Origin of the sequence: Achromobacter sp. EB05, from assembly GCF_044232075.1 — a bacterium.
Taxonomy (GTDB): domain Bacteria; phylum Pseudomonadota; class Gammaproteobacteria; order Burkholderiales; family Burkholderiaceae_B; genus Achromobacter; species Achromobacter dolens.
In genome coordinates this window covers 4,858,886-4,880,993 of sequence record NZ_CP155917.1, presented here as the reverse complement: position 1 = coordinate 4,880,993, position 22,108 = coordinate 4,858,886, and the positions used below count along the sequence as shown (strand labels likewise).

Annotated in this window: 18 protein-coding genes; 11 read left to right on the top strand and 7 right to left on the bottom strand. The window is 67.8% G+C overall.

Translation table 11 applies throughout. From position 1 onward, the window contains the following. Window positions 1–11: 11 nt before the first annotated feature. From AAID08_RS22200 to AAID08_RS22190, 3 genes are all read right to left on the bottom strand, one after another. Complete coding sequence (locus AAID08_RS22200; RefSeq protein ID WP_313657829.1) at window positions 12–857, bottom strand: alpha/beta hydrolase; 846 nt, start codon at window positions 855–857, stop codon at window positions 12–14. Further along, window positions 854–2,413, bottom strand: a complete 1,560-nt coding sequence (locus AAID08_RS22195) for a benzoate-CoA ligase family protein (RefSeq protein WP_175142535.1) — start codon at window positions 2,411–2,413, stop codon at window positions 854–856. Before AAID08_RS22195 ends, AAID08_RS22200 begins: the two co-directional genes overlap by 4 nt. Window positions 2,414–2,583: 170 nt before the next feature. After that, window positions 2,584–3,054, bottom strand: coding sequence for a DUF4863 family protein (locus AAID08_RS22190; RefSeq protein ID WP_175142534.1), 471 nt, complete (start codon window positions 3,052–3,054; stop codon window positions 2,584–2,586). Between the two features lie 178 nt (window positions 3,055–3,232). Here AAID08_RS22190 and AAID08_RS22185 point away from each other — a divergent pair, with 178 nt between their 5' ends. From AAID08_RS22185 to AAID08_RS22155, 7 genes are all read left to right on the top strand, one after another. Beyond that, window positions 3,233–4,144 (top strand): helix-turn-helix transcriptional regulator, encoded by a 912-nt coding sequence (locus tag AAID08_RS22185; protein WP_054501062.1) that lies wholly within the window; start codon window positions 3,233–3,235, stop codon window positions 4,142–4,144. A gap of 244 nt (window positions 4,145–4,388) precedes the next feature. Further along, entirely contained in the window at window positions 4,389–6,050 is a 1,662-nt protein-coding gene (gene boxC, locus AAID08_RS22180) for a 2,3-epoxybenzoyl-CoA dihydrolase (protein ID WP_395756899.1), read from the top strand. Window positions 6,051–6,159: 109 nt separating this feature from the next. After that, a complete protein-coding gene (boxB, locus tag AAID08_RS22175) occupies window positions 6,160–7,587 on the top strand; it encodes a benzoyl-CoA 2,3-epoxidase subunit BoxB (protein WP_064528330.1) in 1,428 nt (475 codons plus the stop codon). 51 nt (window positions 7,588–7,638) lie between these two features. Beyond that, a complete protein-coding gene (boxA, locus tag AAID08_RS22170) occupies window positions 7,639–8,886 on the top strand; it encodes a benzoyl-CoA 2,3-epoxidase subunit BoxA (RefSeq protein ID WP_175189438.1) in 1,248 nt (415 codons plus the stop codon). A 60-nt stretch (window positions 8,887–8,946) separates the two neighbouring features. Beyond that, complete coding sequence (locus AAID08_RS22165) at window positions 8,947–9,387, top strand: MaoC family dehydratase (protein WP_054417183.1); 441 nt, start codon at window positions 8,947–8,949, stop codon at window positions 9,385–9,387. A 301-nt stretch (window positions 9,388–9,688) separates the two neighbouring features. Then, entirely contained in the window at window positions 9,689–11,311 is a 1,623-nt protein-coding gene (locus tag AAID08_RS22160; RefSeq protein ID WP_395756898.1) for a phage tail protein, read from the top strand. A gap of 133 nt (window positions 11,312–11,444) precedes the next feature. After that, window positions 11,445–13,052 (top strand): phage tail protein, encoded by a 1,608-nt coding sequence (locus AAID08_RS22155; RefSeq protein WP_175142530.1) that lies wholly within the window; start codon window positions 11,445–11,447, stop codon window positions 13,050–13,052. Between the two features lie 41 nt (window positions 13,053–13,093). Here AAID08_RS22155 and AAID08_RS22150 read toward each other — a convergent pair whose 3' ends face one another. The 3 genes from AAID08_RS22150 to AAID08_RS22140 all read right to left on the bottom strand — a co-directional run bounded on the left by AAID08_RS22150 (window position 13,094) and on the right by AAID08_RS22140 (window position 17,340). Continuing rightward, window positions 13,094–14,080: a TRAP transporter substrate-binding protein gene (locus tag AAID08_RS22150; RefSeq protein WP_049075440.1), complete on the bottom strand. Its 987-nt coding sequence runs from the start codon at window positions 14,078–14,080 to the stop codon at window positions 13,094–13,096. A gap of 251 nt (window positions 14,081–14,331) precedes the next feature. Continuing rightward, on the bottom strand, window positions 14,332–15,525 hold the full coding sequence (locus AAID08_RS22145) for an acyl-CoA dehydrogenase (RefSeq protein WP_020926750.1): 1,194 nt from the start codon (window positions 15,523–15,525) through the stop codon (window positions 14,332–14,334). A gap of 132 nt (window positions 15,526–15,657) precedes the next feature. Further along, window positions 15,658–17,340, bottom strand: coding sequence for a thiamine pyrophosphate-binding protein (locus AAID08_RS22140; RefSeq protein WP_054501066.1), 1,683 nt, complete (start codon window positions 17,338–17,340; stop codon window positions 15,658–15,660). 179 nt (window positions 17,341–17,519) lie between these two features. Here AAID08_RS22140 and AAID08_RS22135 point away from each other — a divergent pair, with 179 nt between their 5' ends. The 4 genes from AAID08_RS22135 (at window position 17,520) to AAID08_RS22120 (ending at window position 20,888) form a co-directional block, all read left to right on the top strand. Beyond that, window positions 17,520–18,425, top strand: coding sequence for a LysR substrate-binding domain-containing protein (locus AAID08_RS22135; protein ID WP_064528340.1), 906 nt, complete (start codon window positions 17,520–17,522; stop codon window positions 18,423–18,425). Between the two features lie 137 nt (window positions 18,426–18,562). After that, window positions 18,563–19,546, top strand: a complete 984-nt coding sequence (gene xerD, locus AAID08_RS22130; RefSeq protein WP_064528343.1) for a site-specific tyrosine recombinase XerD — start codon at window positions 18,563–18,565, stop codon at window positions 19,544–19,546. A 66-nt stretch (window positions 19,547–19,612) separates the two neighbouring features. Beyond that, window positions 19,613–20,101, top strand: coding sequence for a Cys-tRNA(Pro) deacylase (gene ybaK / locus AAID08_RS22125; RefSeq protein ID WP_054501069.1), 489 nt, complete (start codon window positions 19,613–19,615; stop codon window positions 20,099–20,101). A gap of 208 nt (window positions 20,102–20,309) precedes the next feature. Next, window positions 20,310–20,888: a DJ-1/PfpI family protein gene (locus tag AAID08_RS22120; protein ID WP_064528347.1), complete on the top strand. Its 579-nt coding sequence runs from the start codon at window positions 20,310–20,312 to the stop codon at window positions 20,886–20,888. Window positions 20,889–21,049: 161 nt separating this feature from the next. Here AAID08_RS22120 and adhP read toward each other — a convergent pair whose 3' ends face one another. Continuing rightward, window positions 21,050–22,078, bottom strand: a complete 1,029-nt coding sequence (adhP, locus tag AAID08_RS22115) for an alcohol dehydrogenase AdhP (RefSeq protein ID WP_064528350.1) — start codon at window positions 22,076–22,078, stop codon at window positions 21,050–21,052. Window positions 22,079–22,108: the final 30 nt, after the last annotated feature.

Below are 22,108 nucleotides of genomic sequence, written 5' to 3'. Positions count from 1 at the left end.
CTCCGTGCTTGTCATGGGCTGCCGCTGGGGCGGCCGGGTTGGTCCAGCGCGCCGACGAAGCCGGCGATGGCCTGGATTACGGTGGCGGGCTGGTCCTTGTGCGGCGAGTGGCGGCAGTCGGGAATCTCCAGCAGCCGTGTCTGCGGCGCGGCGCGGCGGATGCCGCGTATCTGTTCGAGCGTGCCGTACTCATCGTCCACGCCCTGCATCGCCAGGATGGGGCAACCGATGGCGGGCAGGTGATCCTCGATGTTCCAACGGCGGAAGGCGGGGTCCAGCCAGACGTCGTTCCAGCCGCGAAAGGCCGAATCGACATCCTCGTGATGGCGCGCCAGCCGCGCGCGCAGGTCGGTGTCGCGGTAGGCCTGGCGCGCCTGTTCGATATGCGCCACGGTGCGGTCCTCGACGAAGATGTGCGGCGCGGCCACCGCGACGCCCGCGACTGCGTCGGGGTGCATGGCGGCGTAGAGCAGCGCGATGGAGCCGCCATCGCTGTGGCCGAACAGGATGGGCCGATCTCGCTTGGCATCGATGCCAAGCGCGGCGAGCAGCGCGGGCAGTACGTCGGCGGCCTCGCGGTGCATGAAGTCGACCGGGCGCTTTTCGCCCGCGGCCAGCGGCGTGGAGCGGCCGTAGCCATGGCGCGAATAGACCAGCCCGCGGCAGCCGGCGGCGGCGCAGGCCTGCCGCGGCCAGTCCTTCCACATCGACACGGACCCCAGCCCTTCGTGCAGGAACACCAGCAGCGGCGCGTCCCCGCGCGCGGCCGCGATCCACTGGTATTCCAGGCGCAGGTCGCGTCCCGCCGCGCGCACGTCGGCCAGGGCGGTGGGCTCGGGGGCGGGCACGGCGCTCATGGCGTGACCTGTTCCAACTGCCGCAGGCGGAATCGCTGGATCTTGCCGGTGGCGGTCTTGGGCAGTTCGTCGGTGAAGTCGATCTGGCGCGGATACTTGAAGGGCGCCAGGTGCTGCTTGACGTAGCGCTGCAGGTCGGCGCCGGTGTTCGCGTCCGGCGCGTAGCCCGGCCGCAGCACCACGTAGGCCTTGGTCTTGACCAGCCCGTCGTGGTCCGGCACGCCGATCACCGCCGCTTCCAGCACCGCCTCGTGCTGCACCAGCACGTTCTCCACTTCCACCGGCGACACGTACTGGCCGCTGACCTTGATCATGTCGTCGCTGCGGCCGGCATAGGTGTAGTAGCCGTCGGCGTCGCAGATGTACTTGTCGCCGCTCTTGAGCCAGTCGCCCAGGAAGCACTGGCGCGTCTTGTCGCGGTTGTTCCAGTACATCAGTGCCGCGCTCGGGCCCTTGATGTACAGGTCGCCAATCGCGCCGGCGGCCACCGGCGCGCCGTTGTCGTCGCGCAGTTGCACCTCGTAGCCGGGCACCGGCTTGCCGGTGGTGCCGTAGCGCAACTGGCCGGCGCGGTTCGACAGGAAGATGTGCAGCATCTCGGTCGAGCCGATGCCGTCCAGGATGTCACAGCCGAAATGGCGCTGGAAACGTTCGCCAATATCGCGCGGCAGGGCTTCGCCGGCCGAGGTGCAGATGCGCATCGCCACCTGTTCGCGCGGCGGCAGGTCGGGCGCGGCCAGCATGCTGGCGTACAGCGTCGGCACGCCGTAGAACACGGTCGGGCGGTGCCGCACCAGGCGCTGGAACACGGCCTGCGGCGTGGGCCGCTCGGCCATCAGCACGACGGTGGCGCCCACCGACAGCGGAAAGGTCAGGCCGTTGCCCAGCCCGTAGGCGAAGAACAGCTTGGCGGCCGAGAACGCAATATCGTCCTCGCGGATGCCCAGCACCGGCTTGGCGTAGAGCTCGGCGGTGTGCCACAGGTTGCCATGGGTGTGGACCACGCCCTTGGGCTTGCCGGTGGAGCCCGACGAATACAGCCAGAAGGCGATCTCATCGGACAGCGTGCGCGCGGCCGGCGCCAGCGGGGCGGCGGCCAGCAGCGCGTCGAGTTCGTGCGCGCCGGCAGGCAGCGCCGCCGCGGGGCGTGACACCACCAGGTGCTCGACCTCGCCGGGCGCCTGCGCCAGCGCGGCCTGCAAGGTCGGCAGCAGGCTCTCGGAGACGAAGGCGGCGCGCACGCGGCTGTGGTTGAGGATGTAGGCGTAATCGTCCGGCGTCAGCAGGGTGTTCACGGCCACGGGCACCACGCCGGCGTGCAGCGCGCCCAGGAACACCACCGGCCAGTCCGCCGTGTCCTGCATCAGCAGCAGGATGCGTTCCTCCCGCCGCAGCCCCAACTGGCGCAATGCGCCCGCCATGCGCGCCACGCGCTCGGCCAGTTCGCCATAGGTGAGCTGGCGGGTGTCGTCGATGTAGGCCAGCTTGGTGGCGCGCGGCGCGTTCAAGGCGGCCAGGTGGCTGGCGAAGTTCAGTTCGGCGGGGCAGGCATTCACGGTTGTCTCCTGGTGTCCTGGCGGGCGGGGCGGCCTGTCCGGCGGTCCGCAAGCGTCTGGCGGCTTGTCGTGACCGGGGGCATGGCATGGGACGCGGGGTCAGCCCGCGCCGGCAGCCGGCCGGCCACGCGGGGCGCGGCCGGGGCGCTGTGGGGAAGCGGGGCGCGGATTCATGCGCGGGTGAACTCGATGGCGCCGCCCGGCAGCAGGTACAGCACCAGCGCGCGTCCCTGCGTCACCGTGGGGCGGTGGGCGCTGCCGGGGCCATAGACCAGCCAGCCGGCGCCGTGGCCGTCGAAGCGCGCCGCGTCGGTCAGCGGCATGATCATGTCGACTTCGCCGTTGGGATGCGCGTGGTGCGGGCCGGCCAGGTCGTCCATGTCGACCACGTCCACCGAACAGCCGCCCAGGTCCTCGGCCGGCTTGATGACGCGGCCGTAGCGGATGCCGCCGCCTTCGCGGTTGCACATCCAGCCGTCGGCCACGCCCTGCCTACAGGCGGCGAAGATTTCGGCGTACAACGCGCTGTCGGGGCCTGCCTGCTGGTTCAGGCGCTGCTGCAGGGCGCCGTCGAGCGCCTGGCCGGCCATCAGGTCCGTCACCTGGCGCATCAGCGCGTGGAATCGTTCTGGCGTGCTCACCCGGTCTCCTCCTATACACTGTCGGCGCTTCAGCGGCGGATGCAATCCAGTGCTGTTTTGTCGCACCTGACACGCTGTTGAAGCTGTTTGAGGAAAAATAGTGCTTCCATTGATATGGGTCAAGCACTATAGTGCATAAATCGGGTGTTATCAGGGTTTTTGCGGAGTCAGCTACACCATGAACCAAGCGCTAGAAGACGCGGCGCCAACTGAACCCAGGCGGGAAGCCTTCCTGGTGGCGCTGGGCGAGCGGGTGCGCCGCCTGCGGGCCATCCGCGGCATGACGCGCAAGGGGTTGTCGCAGGTGACCGGCGTGTCCGAGCGGCATCTGGCCAATCTCGAGCACGGCGTGGGCAATGCCTCGATCCTTGTGCTGCTGCAGATCGCCAAGGCCTTCAACTGCGCGCTGGCCGAACTGGTGGGCGATGTCACCACCGAATCGCCCGACTGGCTGCTGATCCGCGAGCTGCTCAGCGGCCGCACCGAGTCCGACCTGCAGCGCGCCCGCGAGGCGCTGACCCAGCTGTTCGGCGTGGGCGCCGGCGCGCAGCGCCCCAACCGCACCCAGCGTATCGCGCTGATCGGCCTGCGCGGCGCGGGCAAGTCGACGCTGGGCCAGATGCTGGCCGATGACCTGGGCTACCCGTTCGTCGAGCTGAATCGCGAGATCGAGCGCGTGGCCGGCTGCAGCATCCTGGAAATCCACAACCTGTACGGCCCCAACGCCTATCGCCGCTACGAGCGGCGCGCGCTGGAAGAGGCGGTGCAGATCTATCCGGAAATGGTGCTGGCCACCCCCGGCGGCCTGGTGTCCGAGCCGGCCACGCTCAACCTGCTGCTGGCGCACTGCTACACGGTCTGGCTGCGCGCCACGCCCGAGGAGCACATGGGCCGGGTGATGGCGCAGGGAGACTTCCGGCCGATGTCCGGCAATAACGAGGCCATGGCCGACCTGAAGCGCATCCTGGCCGGGCGCGAAGCGTTCTACGCCAAGGCCGACCTGACCTGGGTCACCAGCCACCTGGACGTGCAGGAGAGCTTCGCCGGCCTGCGTACCCAGGTGCGCAAGGCCTGCGGTCTGCCGCTGTAGCGCCCGCGGCATTTGCCGATCGCCTGGGCCGCCCCTTTGGGCGGCCTTTTCTTTCGTGGTGCGCGGGCGTCGCCCTGTCCGTCCGGAGAGGGGGGCTTCATTGAGGGACGCTTTGACGAGCGTCTGATGACCTGCACTTTTGTGCATCTTTTGCTTGACGCTGATTTTTGCCTGCACTAATCTGCATAATAATTCATGTCGTGCAGTATTTTTCCTATCCGGCTAGGGCATCAGGAGACAAGCAATGAGCAGCGCCGCCAACAAGGTCGCCTTTCGGACCGATCCCTCTCAGTACCGCCATTGGCGCCTGTCGTTCGATGGCCCCGTCGCCACGCTGGCGATGGACGTGGCCGAGGACGGCGGCCTGCGTCCGGGCTACAAGCTCAAGCTCAATTCCTACGACCTGGGCGTGGACATCGAGCTGCACGACGCGCTGCAGCGCATCCGCTTCGAGCATCCCGAGGTGCGCAGCGTGGTCGTCACCAGCATGAAAGACCGCATCTTCTGTTCGGGCGCCAACATCTTCATGCTGGGCCTGTCCTCGCACGCCTGGAAGGTGAACTTCTGCAAGTTCACCAACGAAACCCGCAACGGCATCGAGGACTCCAGCCGCCATAGCGGCCTGAAATTCATCGCCGCGCTCAACGGCGCCTGCGCCGGCGGCGGCTACGAGCTGGCCCTGGCCTGCGACGAGATCCTGCTGATCGACGACCGCTCGTCCTCGGTCGCGTTGCCCGAAGTGCCGCTGCTGGGCGTGCTGCCGGGCACCGGCGGCCTGACCCGCGTCACCGACAAGCGCCGCGTGCGCCACGATCACGCCGACATCTTCTGCACCCTGGTCGAAGGCGTGCGCGGCCAGCGCGCCAAGGACTGGCGCCTGGTCGACGACGTGGTCAAGCCCGCGCAGTTCGAGGCCGCGGTGCGCGAGCGCGCGCTGGCGCTGGCCGAGCGCAGCAGCCGCCCCGCTGGCGAGGCGGGCGTGGCGCTGACGCCGCTGGCGCGCGAGGAAGCCGCCGATGCCTTGTCCTACCGCTACGTCGACGTGCAACTGGATCGCGCCAAGCGCCAGGCCTCCTGGACGGTGCGCGCGCCGCAAGGCCCGGTGGAATCGGAGCTGGCCGACATCGTGGCCGCCGGCGCGGCCTGGTGGCCGCTGCAGATGGCGCGCGAGCTTGACGACGCCATCCTGTCGCTGCGCACCAATGAACTCGACATCGGCACCTGGATCTTCAAGACCGAGGGCGACCCGCAGGCCGTGCTGGCCGCCGACGCCGCGCTGCAACGCCACGCCGATCACTGGTTCGTGCGCGAGACCGCCGGCCTGCTGCGCCGCACGCTGGCGCGCCTGGACGTGACCTCGCGCAGCCTGTTCGCGCTGGTCGAGCCGGGTTCTTGCTTTGCCGGCACGCTGCTGGAACTGGCGCTGGCCGCCGACCGCAGCTACATGCTGGACAGCGAAGGCGAGGAACACGACCCGGCCCGGCTGATCGTGGGCGAGGCCAACTTCGGCGCCTACCCGATGGTCAACGGCCAGAGCCGCCTGCAACGCCGCTTCCACGAGGAAACCGCGCCGCTTGAAGCGGTGCGGGCCCGCGCCGGCCAGCCGCTGGCCGCGCGCGACGCGCTGGCGCTGGGGCTGGTGACCTACGCGCCCGACAGCATCGACTGGGACGACGAGGTGCGCATGATGCTCGAAGAGCGCCGCGCGCTGTCGCCCGACGCGCTCACCGGCCTGGAAGCCAATCTGCGCTTCGGCGGCCGCGAAACCATGGAAACGCGCATCTTCGGCCGCCTGACCGCCTGGCAGAACTGGATCTTCAACCGGCCCAACGCGGCGGGCGAGAAGGGCGCGCTCAAACTCTACGGCAAGGGCGAGCAGGCGACATTCGACTGGAACCGCGTCTAGCGCGGCCCACGCAGCAAGTTCCCATACACGGCGCCGGCCCGCGCAGCGCGGCCCGCGCCCCAAGACCCGACGCCGCCCCGACGCGGCCGTCCATCCAGGAGCAGAGACAATGTCAGGCATCAACTACAGCGACAAGATCCCCAATAACGTCAACCTGTCCGGCGACCGCACGTTGCAGCGCGCGCTGGAACACTGGCAGCCCAACTACCTGCAATGGTGGCAGGACATGGGTCCGGACGGCTCGCACGGCTTCGACGTCTACCTGCGCACCGCCGTCAGCGTCGAGCCCGACGGCTGGGCCCACTTCAACCACGTGCGCATGCCCGACTACCGCTGGGGCATCTTCCTGGCGCCGCAGGACGTCCAGCGCAAGATCCACTTCGGCGAGAACATGGGCCGCGACGTCTGGCAGGACGTTCCCGGCGAACACCGCGCCAACCTGCGCCGCATCATCGTCACGCAGGGCGACACCGAGCCGGCGTCGATCGAGCAGCAGCGCCACCTGGGCCTGACCGCGCCGTCGCAGTACGACCTGCGCAACCTGTTCCAGATCAACGTCGAGGAAGGCCGCCACCTGTGGGCGATGGTCTACCTGCTGCACCGCTATTTCGGCCGCGACGGCCGCGAAGAGGCCGACGCGCTGCTGCAGCGCACCTCCGGCGATTCGGACAACCCGCGCATCCTCGGCGCCTTCAACGAGAAGACGCCGGACTGGCTGGCGTTCTACATGTTCACCTACTTCACCGACCGCGACGGCAAGTTCCAGTTGTGCGCACTGGCCGAATCCAGCTTCGACCCGCTGGCCCGCACCACCAAGTTCATGCTGACCGAAGAGGCGCACCACATGTTCGTGGGCGAATCCGGCATCTCGCGCGTGATCCAGCGCACCTGCGAAGTGATGAACCAGTTGAAGACCGACGACCCGGCCGCCGTGCGCGCCGCCGGCGTCATCGACCTGCCGACGATCCAGCGCTACCTGAACTTCCACTACAGCGTCACCATCGACCTGTTCGGCGCCGACCAGTCGTCCAACGCCGCCATCTTCTACGGCTCGGGCCTGAAGGGCCGTTACGAAGAAAGCAAGCGTAACGACGACCACCAGCTCAAGAACGACACCTACCGCGTGCTGTCGGTCGACAACGGCAGGCTGCGCGAGATCGAGGTGCCGATGCTGAACGCGCTCAACGAAGTGCTGCGCGACGACTTCATCCGCGACTCGGTGGCCGGCATCGGCCGCTGGAACAAGGTCATCGAAAAGAGCGGCATCGCCTTCCGCCTGCAGGTGCCGCACAAGGCCTTCAACCGCCAGATCGGCACGCTGGCCGGCATCCGCATGTCGCCCGAGGGCGAGATCCTGTCCGAGGCGCAATGGCAGGCGCACCGCCATCAATGGCTGCCCACCCCGGAGGACCGTGAGTTCGTCGCCTCGCTGATGGGCCGCGTGACCGAGCCCGGCAAGTTCGCCAACTGGATCGCGCCGCCGGTCATGGGCATCAACCGCCAGCCCGTGAACTTCGAGTACGTTCGTTTCAACTAAGGCCCCGTGGCGGCGCCATGCGCCGCCGCGCCGCGCATTCGGATGACCGCGATGAACGCCGCCCTGCCCATGGAAGTCCTGAAGCAACACCTGATCGATCCCGAGATCTGCATCCGCTGCAACACCTGCGAAGAAACCTGTCCGATCGACGCGATCACGCACGACAGCAACAACTACGTGGTCGACCCGGACATCTGCAACGGCTGCATGGCCTGCGTGCCGCCGTGCCCCACCGGCTCGATCGACAACTGGCGATTGGTGGTGCGCGGCGACGCCTATTCGGTGCAGGACCAACTGCGCTGGGATGAGCTGCCGCGCGAACAGCCCCTGCCGGGAGCCGCGGCCGTCGTGGATGAGGCGGCGAACGCGGTCGTCGAGCCGGCGTCGTCCGCCGGGGTGGCGGCCATGCCGTCCGCCACGCCCGGCGCAAGCGTGCCGCCGTGGTCCGCCGCGCATCCCTACGTCAACCTCTACACCCACAAGACGCCGGTGACCGCCACCGTGGTCGGCAACTACCGCGTCACCGGCGCCGACACCGACAGCGACATCCATCACATCGTGCTGGACTTCGGCGAGCTGCCGTTCCCGGTGCTGGAAGGCCAGTCGATCGGCATCCTGCCGCCCGGCACCGACGCCCAGGGCCGGCCGCACCACGCGCGCCAGTACTCGCTGGCCAGCCCGCGCGACGGCGAACGCGCCGGCTACAACAACCTGTCGTTGACCGTGAAACGCGTCACCGAGGACCACCAAGGCCAGTCGGTGAACGGCGTCTGTTCCAACTACCTGTGCGACCTGGCCAAGAACGACACCGTGCAGGTGATCGGTCCGTTCGGCCATACCTTCCTGATGCCGAACCACCCGCGCGCCAACCTCATCATGATCTGCACCGGCACCGGTTCGGCGCCGATGCGCGCCATGACCGAGCGCTACCGGCGCCGCATCGAAACGGGGGAGAATGGCCGCCTGATGCTGTTCTTCGGCGCCCGCACCGAACGCGAGCTGCCGTATTTCGGCCCGTTGATGAAACTGCCGCGCGACTTCATCGACATCAACCTGGCGCTGTCGCGCGAAGCCGGCCAGCCCAAGCGCTACGTGCAGGACCTGATCCGCGAACGCGCCGCCGCCGTGCGCGAACTGCTCGCCGATCGCAACACCTGCATCTACGTCTGCGGCCTGAAGGGCATGGAAGTCGGCGTGCTGGACGCCTTGCGCGAGGTGACGGTGCAAGCGGGACAGGATTGGACTATCCTGCATGATGTGCTGCGCCGCGAGGGGCGGCTGCACTTCGAGACCTATTGAACGGGCGGCCGGCTTCCGGCAAGCCCTCCAAGGGTCATCCATGCGAGGGGAAGTCCACCAATGAAGTTCGCTGATTTCAAGGACGGCATGCTGATCAAGGCCGGTCCGGTCACCATCACGGAAGCCGAAATCCTCGAGTTCGCCCGCAAGTACGACCCGCAGTGGTTCCACACCGATCTCAAGCGGGCCGCCGAGGGCCGCTGGGGCGGCCTCATCGCCAGCGGCTGGCATACCTGCGCGCTGGCCATGCGCATGGCGGTGGATGCCGCGTTGCACGATTCCGAGTCCTTCGGCTCGCCCGGCCTGGGCGAAGTGCGCTGGCGCACGCCGGTGCGTCCTGGCGACCAGTTGCGCCTGGAAGCGCGGGTGCAGGGCGTGCGTACGTCTTCGTCGCGGCCGGACCTCGGCATCATCACCTGGGCCTGGACGGTGATCAACCAGCATGACGAGGGCGTGCTGGAATTGGACGCGACCAGCTTGTTCGATCTGTCGGGCGACTAGCCTGCCGCCATGCCGGGCCCGCGCCCGCCGCGGCGGGGCCAGGCGTCCGTGTCGCAGTTGCCTTGTCCGCTCCCGCGGATACCCGTAACATGACCGCGTCGTGGGCAAATTGCGTCCACCGGCATTGAAGGCCCGCCCGGGATACCAGGCGGGCCTTTTGCATGGGCCCGCCGAATGAGGCAGCCCGCAAGACGATCACTTCCTTCCGTGAACCCGGCATTCCGCCCAGGCCCGCCCGCATCCGCCGGCGGGCTTTTTTTGCGCAGCGCCGCTGCTGCGATTCGTCATCAAGGTCCCCTTCATGCAACTCCTGAAACCTATCAATGTCGGCCAGGCGCCGAACGACCAGACCGGCGACACGCTGCGCGACGCCATGGGGCTGGTGAACGAGAACTTCGCCAAGACCCGCGCGGGCGTCGAAGCCGTCGAAGTGGCCACCGCCGCCGCGCAACGCAAGGCGGATGCCGCGATTGCCTCCGCCGAAAAAGGCGCGGCTGGCGGCGTGACGCCGCTGGACGCGGCGGGCAAGGTGCCGGCCGCGCACCTGCCGCCGCCGGCCATTCCGCTATCGCAGGGATCGGCGCCCGGCGGCGTCGCTCCGTTGGATGAGGATGGGCGTGTGCCTGTCGATCACCTGCCGGTGCCGGTGGCGTCCGTGCCGCTGGCGGAAAAGGGCCAGCCGGGTGGTGTCGCGGCATTGGCCGCGGACGGCAAGGTGCCCTTCGCTCAACTCCCCGATCTGGTTCCGGCGGCGGAGAAGGCGCAGCCCAAAGGTGTTGCCACGCTGGCCGAGGATGGCCGGATCGTCGCCAATCAATTACCGCCGTTGATCCCTGCGGCCGACAAGGGGCGTCCCGGCGGCGTAGCAACCCTGGACGCTGACGGTCGCGTGCCGGCGCTTCAGCTGGCCGCCGTGCCGCCGGAAGAAAAAGGCCGACCCGGTGGCGTTGCCACGCTGGATGCGCAGGGCAAGGTGCCGGTCGGCCAGCTTCCGCCTGTCCCCAGCGGACCGCCGGTCGGTTCGGTCGCGTGGTGGCCGCTGCGCGCTTCCATTCCGGCGGGCCAGATTCCCGCTGATGGGCAGATCGTTACCCGCGCCACGTTTCCCGATCTTGCGGCTATGGTGACGGAAGGCAAGGTGCCGGTGGTGTCCGAGGCGGATTGGTTGGCGGATCCGCTCAAGCGGGGGAGCTATACCGTGGGAGACGGATCTTCGACCTTTCGGGTTCCCGATTTGAACGCCAGGGCCGCAGGGTCTCTCGCGGCGGCGGTGTTGCGAGGAGATGGGGCGAAATCCGCGGGCATGCCTGGCTCCCTGCAAGCGGACCAACTCGGTCCGATGGACCACCGTGTCGTGAGCGGATTCAATCAAGCCACTAACGTGTTGGCAGACGCTTCCCTGAATGCTGTGATGGCTTCGGGGAATTTTGCCGGCTACACATTCACCACCACGCGGCAGACCACGAACGGCAGTCGCTGGATCGTCAATACCGGCGACGAAACGCGGATGGCGAACGTTACCGGCGTTTGGACGATTCACGCTTTTGCTGCTGTGGTCAATTCCGGCAGCGTCGATATCGCACAGCTTGCTAGTGACCATGCGGCGCTCAATGCGGCGTTTCAGACTTTACGCGCGCAGGTCTTCGGCGTTGGGCAGACGCTTCAAGACATGGGCGCGTCCCGGGCATTCGGTGTGACATACACCAACAGTACCGGTCGGCCGATCTCGGTTTACATCGTTGGCTCTTCCAACAGTAGCTCCGGCGGCAACATGTATGTGATGGTGGGCGGCATCGCGGGGACGCGCTCCATCACCACAATGAACGGCGTCTCGCTGGCGCTCACCGCTGTCATTCCCCCAGGAATCACCTATCGGGTGGTGGCCGACAGCATGACGCAGAATTTCTGGACCGAGTACCGGTGAGGCTCGTGGAAAGCTCGCCGGGACGTTGGCAGCGGCATCTGTCCGCGCAATCCCATTTTTTCCCCGTCACCCGAATACGTGGGTGGCTGTTCCATTTCGTGTCGCGGCATCACGCCGTCAGGGCTTTTCTCCCATGCAAATCCTAAAACCCATCAACATCGGCCTCGCGCCGAACGACCAGACCGGCGACACGCTGCGCGACGCCATGGCGCTGGTGAACGAGAACTTCGGCAAGACTCGTGTCGGTGTGGAAACTGTCGAAGTATCCGCCGCCGCCGCGCAACGCAAGGCGGACGCCGCCGTGCCGATGTCTGAAAAAGGCGCGGCGGGTGGCGTGACACCGTTGGATGCGGCTGGCAAGGTGCCGGCTGCGCATCTGCCTCCACCTGCGATCCCTCTGTCGCAAAAATCGGCGCCGAGTGGCGTTGCCCCGCTGGGCGAGGATGGGCGTGTGCCTGTCGAACATCTGCCAATTCCGGTGCCGTCGGTGCCGTTGGCGGAGAAGGGGAAACCCAATGGCGTTGCCACGTTGGGCGGCAATGGCAAAGTCGCGCCAGCGCAATTGCCTGCCTTGATTCCCTTGGCGGAAAAAGCTCAGCCTGACGGGGTGGCGACCTTGGGCGCGGACGGATTGATCGTCGCAAATCAGTTGCCGCCCCTGGTGCCTGCTTCGGATAAGGGGCGCCCGGGCGGCGTGGCGACCTTGGGCGCCGATGGCCGCGTGCCAGCGGTGCAGCTGTCAGCGGTGCCGCCGGCGGAAAAAGGCCAGCCCGGGGGTATCGCCACATTGGACGATGGCGGCAAGGTGCCGGTCGATCAACTGCCACCGATCCCCAGCGGTCCGCCCGTAGGCTCGGTTGCATGGTGGCCGCTGCGTACGTCCATTCCCGCTGGCCAGATTCCTGCGGATGGGCAGATAATCAGCCGCGCCACTTTCAAGGATCTTGCCGCCATGGTGGCAGCGCGTTCACTACCGGTGGTGCAGGAGGCCGAATGGCTCGCCGATCCGCTCAAGCGCGGCAGCTTCACGTTGGGAGACGGCTCTACCACCATCCGAATGCCGGACTACAACGGGAAGTCCCCCGGCTCAATTGGCGCGCCGTTCATGCGCGGCGATGGCGCGCTTTTGAACGGCGTGTTGAAAGCCAGCCAGAACAAGGCGCACCAGCACGTTTTTTCGTCGCCGCAGTACCTGTACGGGGAGACTGGCGGAAGCTCTTCCTTCTACGGAACTACCGCCTCGGTCACTCCTATCTTTACCCGTAACACCACTAGCGAAGGCGGCGCAGAAGCGCATCCGACGTTCGCTTCCGGTGTCTGGACCGTGCAGGCCTTCGGGACTGTCATCAACGCGGGGAGCGTCGACGCCGCACAATTGGCGTCCGACCTGGGCGTGGCCCAATCCACTTTGCAGCAGTTGAAGGGACAAGTGTTCGGTACAGGGCAGCAGCTTCGTTCACGCACGACGGTGTTGCGCACGTGGTATCAGAACACCACAGGCCGCCCCATACTGGTCGGGTTTCATTGTGTTGGCGTCGCTGCGGGGACGATTATCGTTGCCGGATACCTCAACAATGTCTCCGGTAATGCGGGATCGGTTCCCTACCATTACGATACGACTCCTGGCGGGTATGCCGGCATGCGCTGCGGTTTCACCATGCACGTGCCACCTGGCATGTGGTGGATGGCCGACACCGTCAATGCCAATGTCGAGTCCGGTTCGGTCTGGGAATACGCGTGACCGTAAAGCCCCCGGACCCGGTGTGGACGGGGGCTACCCACTTACGGCCGCCGCATCGCCTTCAGGATATTCACCCCCTCCGGCCCCGCCGCGGCCTCCCACTGCTTCACCGAATCCACCGCCGCGTTCTTCAGCGCCTGGCGCACCGGCATTGGCACGGCGGTGTCGATCGTCACGCCGTTCTTGCGCATGTTGGCGTAGTTCTGCTGCAACCGGCCTTCGATGCGCTTCCACTGCTCGGCCTCGGTCTGCGCGGCGGCCTGGTCGATCGCTTTGCGCGATTTCGCGTCCAGCGCCTGATAGGCCTGCAGGTTCATCGTCGCCACCGAGATCGGCATCGCGTAGTTGATCTCGGCGAAGCGTGGCAGGTGTTCCCACAGCTTGCGGCCGGCGCCGCCGTCGCCCGAGGACAGCACCGCGTTGACCTCGCCCGAGGCGATGCGCGGCATGGCGTCGGCGAACGAGATGTTCTGCGCGCGCGCCCCGGCCTTCTGCATCACGTCCTGCGAGGTCGCGTCATAGGTGCGGATGCTCAGCGCCTTCAGCGCGGCGACGCTGTCCACCTTGTCCTTGGACCAGATCCCCGAGGCCGGCCAGGGCGTGGTGTAGAGCAGTTTCTGGCCGTGCGCGGCCAGCAGTTTCTCGTAGGCCGGACGGGCCGATTTGTTCAGCGCGCGCGCCTTGGCCAGCGAGTCGGCCAGGAATGGCAGCGAGGACACGCCGAAAATCGGATACTTGGTCGCCAGCGCGCCGGCGAAGGCGTCGCCGGCATCGACCTTGCGCGCCTGGACCGCGTCGATCATGTCGCCTGACTTGATGCCCCGCGCGGCGTCGAAGCTGGCATCGATCAACACCTGGCCGCCGCTCTTGCCGCGCACCAGGTCGGCGAAGGTGGACACGCCTTGTCCCGGCATCGAAGTGGCCGGATACTCGGTGGTCATGGTGAGGGTAGTGGCGGCGAATGCGCCGTGACTTGCAAAAGCGATGGCGATGCCCGCCCACAGGCGGAACGAGGGACTGCCTTGCATGCGCGACTCCTGGTCGTGACGAAAAATCCGGGGTCGGGCAGGCGGATACAGCGGGCCGGCACCAGGCCAATTGCAGGCAGCGTAAGCCATGAGCCGCGCGCGGGCTAGTTCCTGATAACCCTAAGACGCGCCGGGAGTGGGCATCGCCCGCGCAAAAAAAACGCCCCTCGAAAGGGGCGCACAGTCTTCGCCTGCCGGCGAACCGCGCGTCGGGAGCAGAGCCGGGCTCCGTCCGCGCGGCGAACTGCAAATCAATAGAATGCCTGGATGCCGGTCTGCGCGCGGCCCAGGATCAGGGCGTGCACGTCGTGGGTGCCTTCGTAGGTGTTGACCACTTCCAGATTCACCAGGTGGCGGGCCACGCCGAATTCGTCGGAGATGCCGTTGCCGCCCAGCATGTCGCGGGCCAGGCGGGCGATGTCCAGCGCCTTGCCGCAGGAGTTGCGCTTCATGATCGAGGTGATCTCGACCGCGGCGGTGCCTTCGTCCTTCATGCGGCCCAGGCGCAGGCAGCCTTGCAGCGCCAGCGTGATTTCGGTCTGCATGTCGGCCAGCTTCTTCTGGATCAACTGGTTGGCGGCCAGCGGGCGGCCGAACTGCTTGCGGTCCAGGGTGTACTGGCGGGCGGTGTGCCAGCAGGCTTCGGCGGCGCCGACCGCGCCCCAGGCGATGCCGTAGCGGGCCGAGTTCAGGCAGGTGAACGGACCCTTCAGGCCGGACACGCCGGGCATCATCTGGTCGGCGGACACTTCCACTTCGTCCATGACGATCTCACCGGTGATCGAGGCGCGCAGGCCGACCTTGCCGTGGATGGCGGGGGCGGTCAGGCCCTTGGTGCCCTTCTCGAGGATGAAGCCGCGGATCTTGCCGTCGAACTCGCCGCCGACGCACTTTGCCCACACCACGAACACATCGGCGATGGGCGAGTTGGTGATCCACATCTTGTTGCCGGTCAGCTTGTAGCCGTCGGCGGTCTTGACCGCGCGCGTTTCCATGCCGCCGGGGTCGGAGCCGTGGTTGGGTTCGGTCAGGCCGAAGCAGCCGATCCACTCGCCGCGGGCCAGCTTGGGCAGGTACTTCTGCTTCTGCGCTTCGCTGCCGAATTCGTTGATGGGCACCATCACCAGCGACGACTGCACGCTCATCATCGAGCGGTAGCCGGAGTCGATGCGCTCGACTTCACGGGCGATCAGGCCGTAGCTGACGTAGTTCAGGCCGGCGCCGCCGTATTCGGCGGGGATGGTGGCGCCCAGCAGGCCCAGCTCGCCCATTTCCGAGAAGATTTCCGGGTCGGTCTTTTCGTTGCGGAAGGCGTTCAGCACGCGCGGGGCCAGCTTGTCCTGCGAGTAGGCGTGGGCGGCGTCGCGCACCATGCGTTCTTCTTCGGTGAGCTGCTGGTCCAGCAACAGGGGATCTTGCCAATGGAACGAGGGATTCGAGGACATGCTGGGTCTCCGCTATGGATTTCCGTTTTCGGAATGTGGAAAGTTTAAACCTAAAATAATTGGCGCGGCAACCCGGGGTTTACGCGACGCGCGCGGGCGCGTCGCCGTGGGGTTGCCGCCGCCTCTCGGGTATCAGTGCCGGGCCTTGAGCGCCGCGTCGCGGATCTTGTCCAGCGTGGTCGACGGCGTGATGGTCTGCGGGTCGATGAAGCAGTGCAGGATGGCCGGCTTGCCGCTGGCCAGCGCGCGCTCGAACGCCGGGCCGAACTGCTCGGTGGTCTCGACGCGTTCGCCGTGGCCGCCGAAGGCGCGGGCGTAGTCGGCGAAGTCCGGGTTCTTCAGCTCGGTGGCGGAAATGCGGCCGGGGTAGTGCTTTTCCTGGTGCATGCGGATGGTGCCGTACATGCCGTTGTCGACCAGCACCACGATGATGGGCAGGTCGTACTGCACGGCGGTGGCGAATTCCTGGCCGTGCATCAGGAAGCAGCCGTCGCCGGCAAAGCAGACCACGGTCTTGTCGGGCCAGACGCGCTTGGCGCCGACGGCCGCCGGCAGGCCGTAGCCCATCGAGCCCGAGGTCGGCGCCAGTTGCGTGCCGAAGCGGGTGAAGCGGTGGAAGCGGTGCAGCCAGGTGGCGTAGTTGCCGGCGCCGTTGGTCATGATGGCGTCGGCCGGCAGGGTCTTTTCCAGGTAGGCCATGACCTGGCCCATCTGCAGCGCGCCCGGGGTGGTCACGGTGGCCGGGTCGCTCCACTTCAGGTACGACTCGCGCATCGCCTGCGTGCCGTCGGCCCAGGCCGGCTGGGCGGGGGCCTTCAGGCCGGCCAGCGCCTGGGCGAAGGCGGCGGGCGAGGTATTGATGGCCAGCGTGGGGCGATAGACGCGACCCAGTTCGGCGGCGTCCGGATGCACGTGCACCAGTTTTTGCCTGGGCACCGGGATGTCCAGCAGCGTGTAGGCCTGGCTGGGGTTTTCCGACATGCGGCCGCCGACCAGCAGCACCAGGTCGGCGTCGGCCACGCGCTTGAGCAGGGCCGGGTTGATGCCCAGGCCGACGTCGCCGATGAAGCACGGATGGTCGGCCGGGAACAGCATCTGGCGGCGGAACGACACGGCCGTGGGCAGCGCGTGGCGCTGCGCGAAATCGGCGAACTGCTGCACCGCGCGCGCGTCCCAGCGCGTGCCGCCGAGGATGGCGACGGGATTGCTGGCCTTGGCCAGCAACTGCTCCAGGTCGGCCAACTGGCCGGCGGTGGGCGCGGACTCGATGACCTCGTAGCGGGGCGCGTCGGCCACCTGCGCGGCCTCCACCAGCATGTCCTCGGGCAGCGCGATCACCACCGGGCCCGGACGGCCCGAGGTGGCGATGTGGAAGGCGCGCGAGATGAGTTCGGGAATGCGTTCGACCTGGTCGATTTCCGTGACCCACTTGGCCTGCGTGCCGAACACGGCGCGGTAGTCCATTTCCTGGAAGGCCTCGCGCTCGCGCATGCCGCGCTCGATCTGGCCGACGAACAGGATCATCGGGGTCGAGTCCTGCTTGGCGATGTGCACGCCGGCCAGCGCGTTGGAGGCGCCCGGACCGCGGGTCACCATGCAGATGCCGGGTTCGCCGGTCAGCTTGCCATGGGCGTCGGCCATCATGGCCGCGCCGCCTTCCTGGCGGCAGACGGTGACCTTGATGTCGGCGTCGTGCAGGCCATCCAGCACCGCCAGGTAGCTCTCGCCGGGAACGCAGAAAACGTGTTTGACGCCCTGGGCGACGAGCTGGTCGACGAGGATGTGGCCGCCGAGGCGGGATGCTTGCTGGGACATGGTGGGTGTCAGGATGAGCCGAGATTAAGACACCCGAGCATAATGTTCCTTGATCGCACAACGCAATTGATAAAATTGCACAATCTAGTGACCCGCCGGCACGACCCGGATATTGCGCCGCGGCAGGCGCGGCGGGTGTTTCCGGCGATCTTCGGTTCCTTCCTGGCGGTTCCCGCTCTATGAGAAACGGCATTCCCAACCTCAGCGCCCTGCAGGCCTTCGAGGCCTCGGCCCGCCTGGGCAGTTTTTCCCGAGCGGCCGAAGAGCTGTCCCTGACCCACAGCGCGGTCTACCGCCAGGTCGCCAGCCTGGAGGCGCGGCTGGGCGTGCAGTTGTTCACGCGGGTGCGGCGCCGCATCGTGCTGACCGACCACGGCGCGGAATATGCGGGACGCATCCGCCATCACCTGGACCAGATCGAGAAGGACACCTTCGGCCTGGTGAGCCGTACCGGCATGGGCCGCAGCATCCACATCGCGGTGGTGCCGACGCTGGCCACCACCTGGCTGATCCCGCGGCTGGCGGATTTCCAGCGCGAGCAGCCGGACATCACCGTCAGCCTGTCGGTGCGCACGCTGCCGTTCCAATTCAAGGACCAGCCGTTCGACGGCGCGCTGTACCACGGCGACACGCTGTGGCCCGGCACCCAGGGCGTGCTGCTGTTTCCGGAGCGCGAGCTGGTGCCGGTCTGCGCGCCTGAACTGGCCGCCCGCGTCACCGAGGCAGGCGCCGGCGCGCTGGCGGGCATGACCCACCTGCACCTGAGTTCGCGCCCCGACGCCTGGCGCCAGTGGTACGGCGCCAACAATTACCTGTATGGCCCCCAGGCGGCGGGCGGTCCGCGCTACGAATTGTTCACCATGGTGATGGCGGCGGTGCAGGCCGGGCTGGGCGTGGGCCTGATGCCGCGATTCCTGGCGCAACCCGCGCTGGACCAGGGCACGCTGGCGATGCCGGTGGCGCAGTCGCTGACGGTCAGCCAGGGCTACTACTTCGGCTATCCGCAGCGCAGCGAGCGTTCCGAGGCGCTGAAGCTGTTCGAGACCTGGCTCAAGTCGGCCGCCGCGGCAGTGGCGGGGCGCTGAGGGCATGGCGCAAGCGCCGCCGTAGAATGTGGCCCATCCCCCTGGCGTGGCCGGCGCACGTCGCAACGTTGCGCGCGCCAGCGCCGGCGCTGGTTGCCGCCGGACACGTCGTCTTTTGATGCCTTGATTTCCGTTCCATGTCCGATTCCCGCCAACCGCTCGCTTCCCAGGCCGATATCGACGCCTTCATTGACGCCGTCTGGCTCGAGGACGGCCTGTCGGCCAACACGCTGGCTGCCTACCGGCGCGACCTGACCGGCTTCGCGCGTTGGCTCGAGGACCCCGAAGCCTATGCCCGCGAGATGGCCGACCGCTATGGCGACGCGGCCTCGGCCCACACGCTGCCGGCCGGCCCCGCCAAGGCGCTGGCCGAGGCCGGCAAGGCCGACATCGAGGCCTGGTTCGCCTTCCGCCACGAGGAAACCCGCGCCACCACCGCCAACCGCCGCCTGGCCGCGCTGCGCCGTTTCTACGCCTGGGCCCTGCGCGAACACCGGGCGGCGCAGGATCCCTGTCTGACGCTGGTGGCGGCCAAGCAGCCGCCGCGCCTGCCCAAGACGCTGTCCGAGCAGCAGGTGGATGCCCTGCTGCGCGCGCCCGACCTGGGCCAGCCGCGCGGCCTGCGCGACCGCGCCATGCTGGAAACGCTGTACGCCACCGGCCTGCGCGTGTCGGAACTGGTCGGGGTGCGGGCGCTGGACGTCAGCCTGAACGAGGGCGTGGTGCGCGTGGTGCTGGGCAAGGGCGGCAAGGACCGCCTGGTGCCGCTGGGCGCGGAAGCGGCGCACTGGATCGACCAGTATCTGAAGACCGCGCGCCCCGAGCTGGCCGCCGGCCGCGTCAGCGACGCGCTCTTCATCACCGGCCGGGCCGAGGCCATGTCGCGCCAGGCGTTCTGGCAACTGGTCAAGAAATATGCGGTGCTGGCCGGCGTGCATGCGCCGCTGTCGCCGCACGTGCTGCGCCACGCCTTCGCCACGCATCTGCTGAACCACGGCGCCGACCTGCGCGTGGTGCAGATGCTGCTGGGCCACGCCGACATCTCCACCACGCAGATCTACACGCACGTCGCGCGCGAACGCCTGAAGGCGTTGCACGCCGCGCATCATCCGCGTGGTTGACGCCGGCGTTTGCGCGCCGCCGTCCGTCTGCCTACACTTTTGCCTTCGCCTTTCCACCGCAATGCCATGAGCAAAGCCCGCCACGTTTCCGAAACGCCCGCCACCCAGTTCCTCAAGCAGCACAAGGTGGCGTACACCGAGCACACCTACGACTACGTCGATCATGGCGGCGCTGGCGAGGCCGCGCGCCAGTTGGGGCTGGATCCGCACGCGGTGGTCAAGACGCTGGTGATGGAAGACGAATCGGCCAAGCCGCTGATCGTGGTGATGCACGGCGACCGGGAAGTCTCCACCAAGAACCTGGCGCGCCAGGCCGGGCTGAAGAAGGTCGAGCCCTGCAAGCCCGAGGTCGCGCAACGCCACTCCGGCTATCAAGTGGGCGGCACCTCGCCGTTCGGCACGCGCAAGAAGATGCCGGTGTGGGTCGAGGCCGAGGTGCTGCAATACCCGGTCGTCTACATCAATGGCGGCCGCCGCGGCTACCTGGTGGGCATCGACCCGAACGTGCTGGTGAGCCTGTTGGGCGCCAAGCCGGTGACGGTGGCGCTGGAGTAGGGCGCCTGCCGCGGGCCGGCGCGGCGCGCGGCCGCGCATGAACGTCAGGGCGGGCGCGGTCCCGCTGCGGGGCATCCATCTTGGCGTGGTATCCCGTTACCACCCTCGCCTGCGCGGGCAGGCGCACAATGGACAGCAGAACATCAAGAACCGGCCGCCCGGCCCTCGGGCGCTGTAGCCGGCGATCCCCCATCCCCAGGAGACAATCATGAGCAAGAGACTGTTGATGCTGGTCGGCGACTACGCCGAAGACTACGAAACCATGGTGCCGTTCCAGACGCTGCTGGCGGTGGGCCATACGGTGCACGCGGTCTGCCCCGGCAAGAAGTCCGGCGAGAGCATCGCCACCGCCATCCACGATTTCGAGGGCGCGCAGACCTACAGCGAGAAGCGCGGCCACAACTTTGCGCTGAACTATGATTTCGACCGCGTCGAGGCCGGTTCCTACGACGGCCTGGTGATCCCCGGCGGCCGCGCGCCGGAATACCTGCGCCTGAACGAAAAGGTGCTGGAGATCGTGCGCGCCTTCGACCAGGCCAAAAAGCCGATCGCCGCCGTCTGCCACGGCGCCCAACTGCTGGCGGCCGCCGGCATCCTGGAAGGCCGCACCTGCTCGGCCTACCCGGCTTGCGCGCCGGAAGTGCGGCTGGCCGGCGGCACCTACGCCGAGATCGGCATCGACCAGGCCTACACCGACGGCAACCTGGTGACGGCGCCGGCCTGGCCGGCGCACCCGGCGTGGCTGGCGCAGTTCCTGGCCGTGCTTGGGACCAGGATCACGCACTGAGCCAGGACCGCGCGGCGAGCGCCCGTGGGCGCTGCCACGCGCGCGCCGGCGCCGCATTCCCATGAGCGCGGGGCGTTGCCGCGCCATGCGGGCGTTCCGCGCCTCCACAAAAAAAGGCGCCTGCCGCGGCAGGCGCCTTTTTGCACGGCAAGGCGCGCGGGTCAAGCCGCCATGTCGAGCACGATGCGGCCCTCGATCTGGCCGCGACGCATGCGGTCGAACACGCTGTTGATGTTCTCCAGCTTCTCGGTGGCCACGGTCGCGTGCACCTTGCCTTCCTCCGCGAACTGCAGCGACTCCTGCAGGTCCAGGCGCGACCCCACGATCGAACCGCGCACCGTCACGCCGTTGAGCACCATGTCGAAGATCGACAGCGGGAAGTCGCCCGGCGGCAGGCCGTTGAGCGCCACGGTGCCGCCGCGGCGCACCATGCCCAGCGCCTGCTCGAAGGCCTTGGGCGAGACCGCCGTGATCAGTGCGCCGTGGGCGCCGCCGATTTCCTTCTTCAGATAGGCCGCCGGATCGGTGGTCTTGGCATTCACGACCACTTCCGCGCCGAGGCGCTTGGCAAAGGCCAGCTTGTCGTCGTCGATGTCCACCGCCGCCACGTTCAGGCCCATGGCGCGCGCATACTGCACCGCCATGTGGCCCAGGCCGCCGATGCCGGAGATCACCACCCAGTTGCCGGGCCGCGTGTCGGTCATCTTCAGGCCCTTGTAGACCGTGACGCCGGCGCACAGCACCGGGGCGATGTCGACGAAGCCGACGTTCTTCGGCAACAGGCCGACATAGTCCGCCGCCGCCAGCGCATACTCGGCGAAGCCGCCGTTGACGGAGTAGCCGGCATTCTGTTGCTGTTCGCACAGCGTTTCCCAGCCGCCCAGGCAATGCTCGCAGTGACCGCAGGCGGAATACAGCCACGGGATGCCGACGCGGTCGCCTTCCTTGACGTGCGTCACGCCTTCGCCCACCGCCACGACGTGGCCCACGCCCTCGTGGCCGGGGATGAAGGGCGGATTGGGCTTGACCGGCCAGTCGCCCTCGACCGCGTGCAGGTCGGTGTGGCAGACGCCGCAGGCCTCGATCTTCACCAGCAGTTCGCCGGCGCGGGGGCGCGGCACTTCGACTTCTTCGATTTCCAGGGGTTTGCCGAATGCGCGAGCCACGGCGGCCTTCATGGTCTTGTTCATTGTTACCTCCGAAGTCAGATCAGTCTTAGC

Excerpts from the sequence above, each read along its gene's own strand:
- boxC (WP_395756899.1), top strand. The coding sequence starts at position 4,389 with ATGAGCAGCGCCGCCAACAAGGTCGCCTTTCGGACCGATCCCTCTCAG.
- AAID08_RS22145 (WP_020926750.1), bottom strand. The coding sequence starts at position 15,525 with ATGTCCTCGAATCCCTCGTTCCATTGGCAAGATCCCCTGTTGCTGGAC.
- adhP (WP_064528350.1), bottom strand. The coding sequence starts at position 22,078 with ATGAACAAGACCATGAAGGCCGCCGTGGCTCGCGCATTCGGCAAACCC.
- AAID08_RS22140 (WP_054501066.1), bottom strand. The coding sequence starts at position 17,340 with ATGTCCCAGCAAGCATCCCGCCTCGGCGGCCACATCCTCGTCGACCAG.
- ybaK (WP_054501069.1), top strand. The coding sequence starts at position 19,613 with ATGAGCAAAGCCCGCCACGTTTCCGAAACGCCCGCCACCCAGTTCCTC.
- AAID08_RS22120 (WP_064528347.1), top strand. The coding sequence starts at position 20,310 with ATGAGCAAGAGACTGTTGATGCTGGTCGGCGACTACGCCGAAGACTAC.
- boxB (WP_064528330.1), top strand. The coding sequence starts at position 6,160 with ATGTCAGGCATCAACTACAGCGACAAGATCCCCAATAACGTCAACCTG.
- AAID08_RS22150 (WP_049075440.1), bottom strand. The coding sequence starts at position 14,080 with ATGCAAGGCAGTCCCTCGTTCCGCCTGTGGGCGGGCATCGCCATCGCT.
- AAID08_RS22155 (WP_175142530.1), top strand. The coding sequence starts at position 11,445 with ATGCAAATCCTAAAACCCATCAACATCGGCCTCGCGCCGAACGACCAG.
- AAID08_RS22200 (WP_313657829.1), bottom strand. The coding sequence starts at position 857 with ATGAGCGCCGTGCCCGCCCCCGAGCCCACCGCCCTGGCCGACGTGCGC.
- boxA (WP_175189438.1), top strand. The coding sequence starts at position 7,639 with ATGAACGCCGCCCTGCCCATGGAAGTCCTGAAGCAACACCTGATCGAT.
- AAID08_RS22160 (WP_395756898.1), top strand. The coding sequence starts at position 9,689 with ATGCAACTCCTGAAACCTATCAATGTCGGCCAGGCGCCGAACGACCAG.
- AAID08_RS22185 (WP_054501062.1), top strand. The coding sequence starts at position 3,233 with ATGAACCAAGCGCTAGAAGACGCGGCGCCAACTGAACCCAGGCGGGAA.
- AAID08_RS22135 (WP_064528340.1), top strand. The coding sequence starts at position 17,520 with ATGAGAAACGGCATTCCCAACCTCAGCGCCCTGCAGGCCTTCGAGGCC.
- AAID08_RS22165 (WP_054417183.1), top strand. The coding sequence starts at position 8,947 with ATGAAGTTCGCTGATTTCAAGGACGGCATGCTGATCAAGGCCGGTCCG.
- xerD (WP_064528343.1), top strand. The coding sequence starts at position 18,563 with ATGTCCGATTCCCGCCAACCGCTCGCTTCCCAGGCCGATATCGACGCC.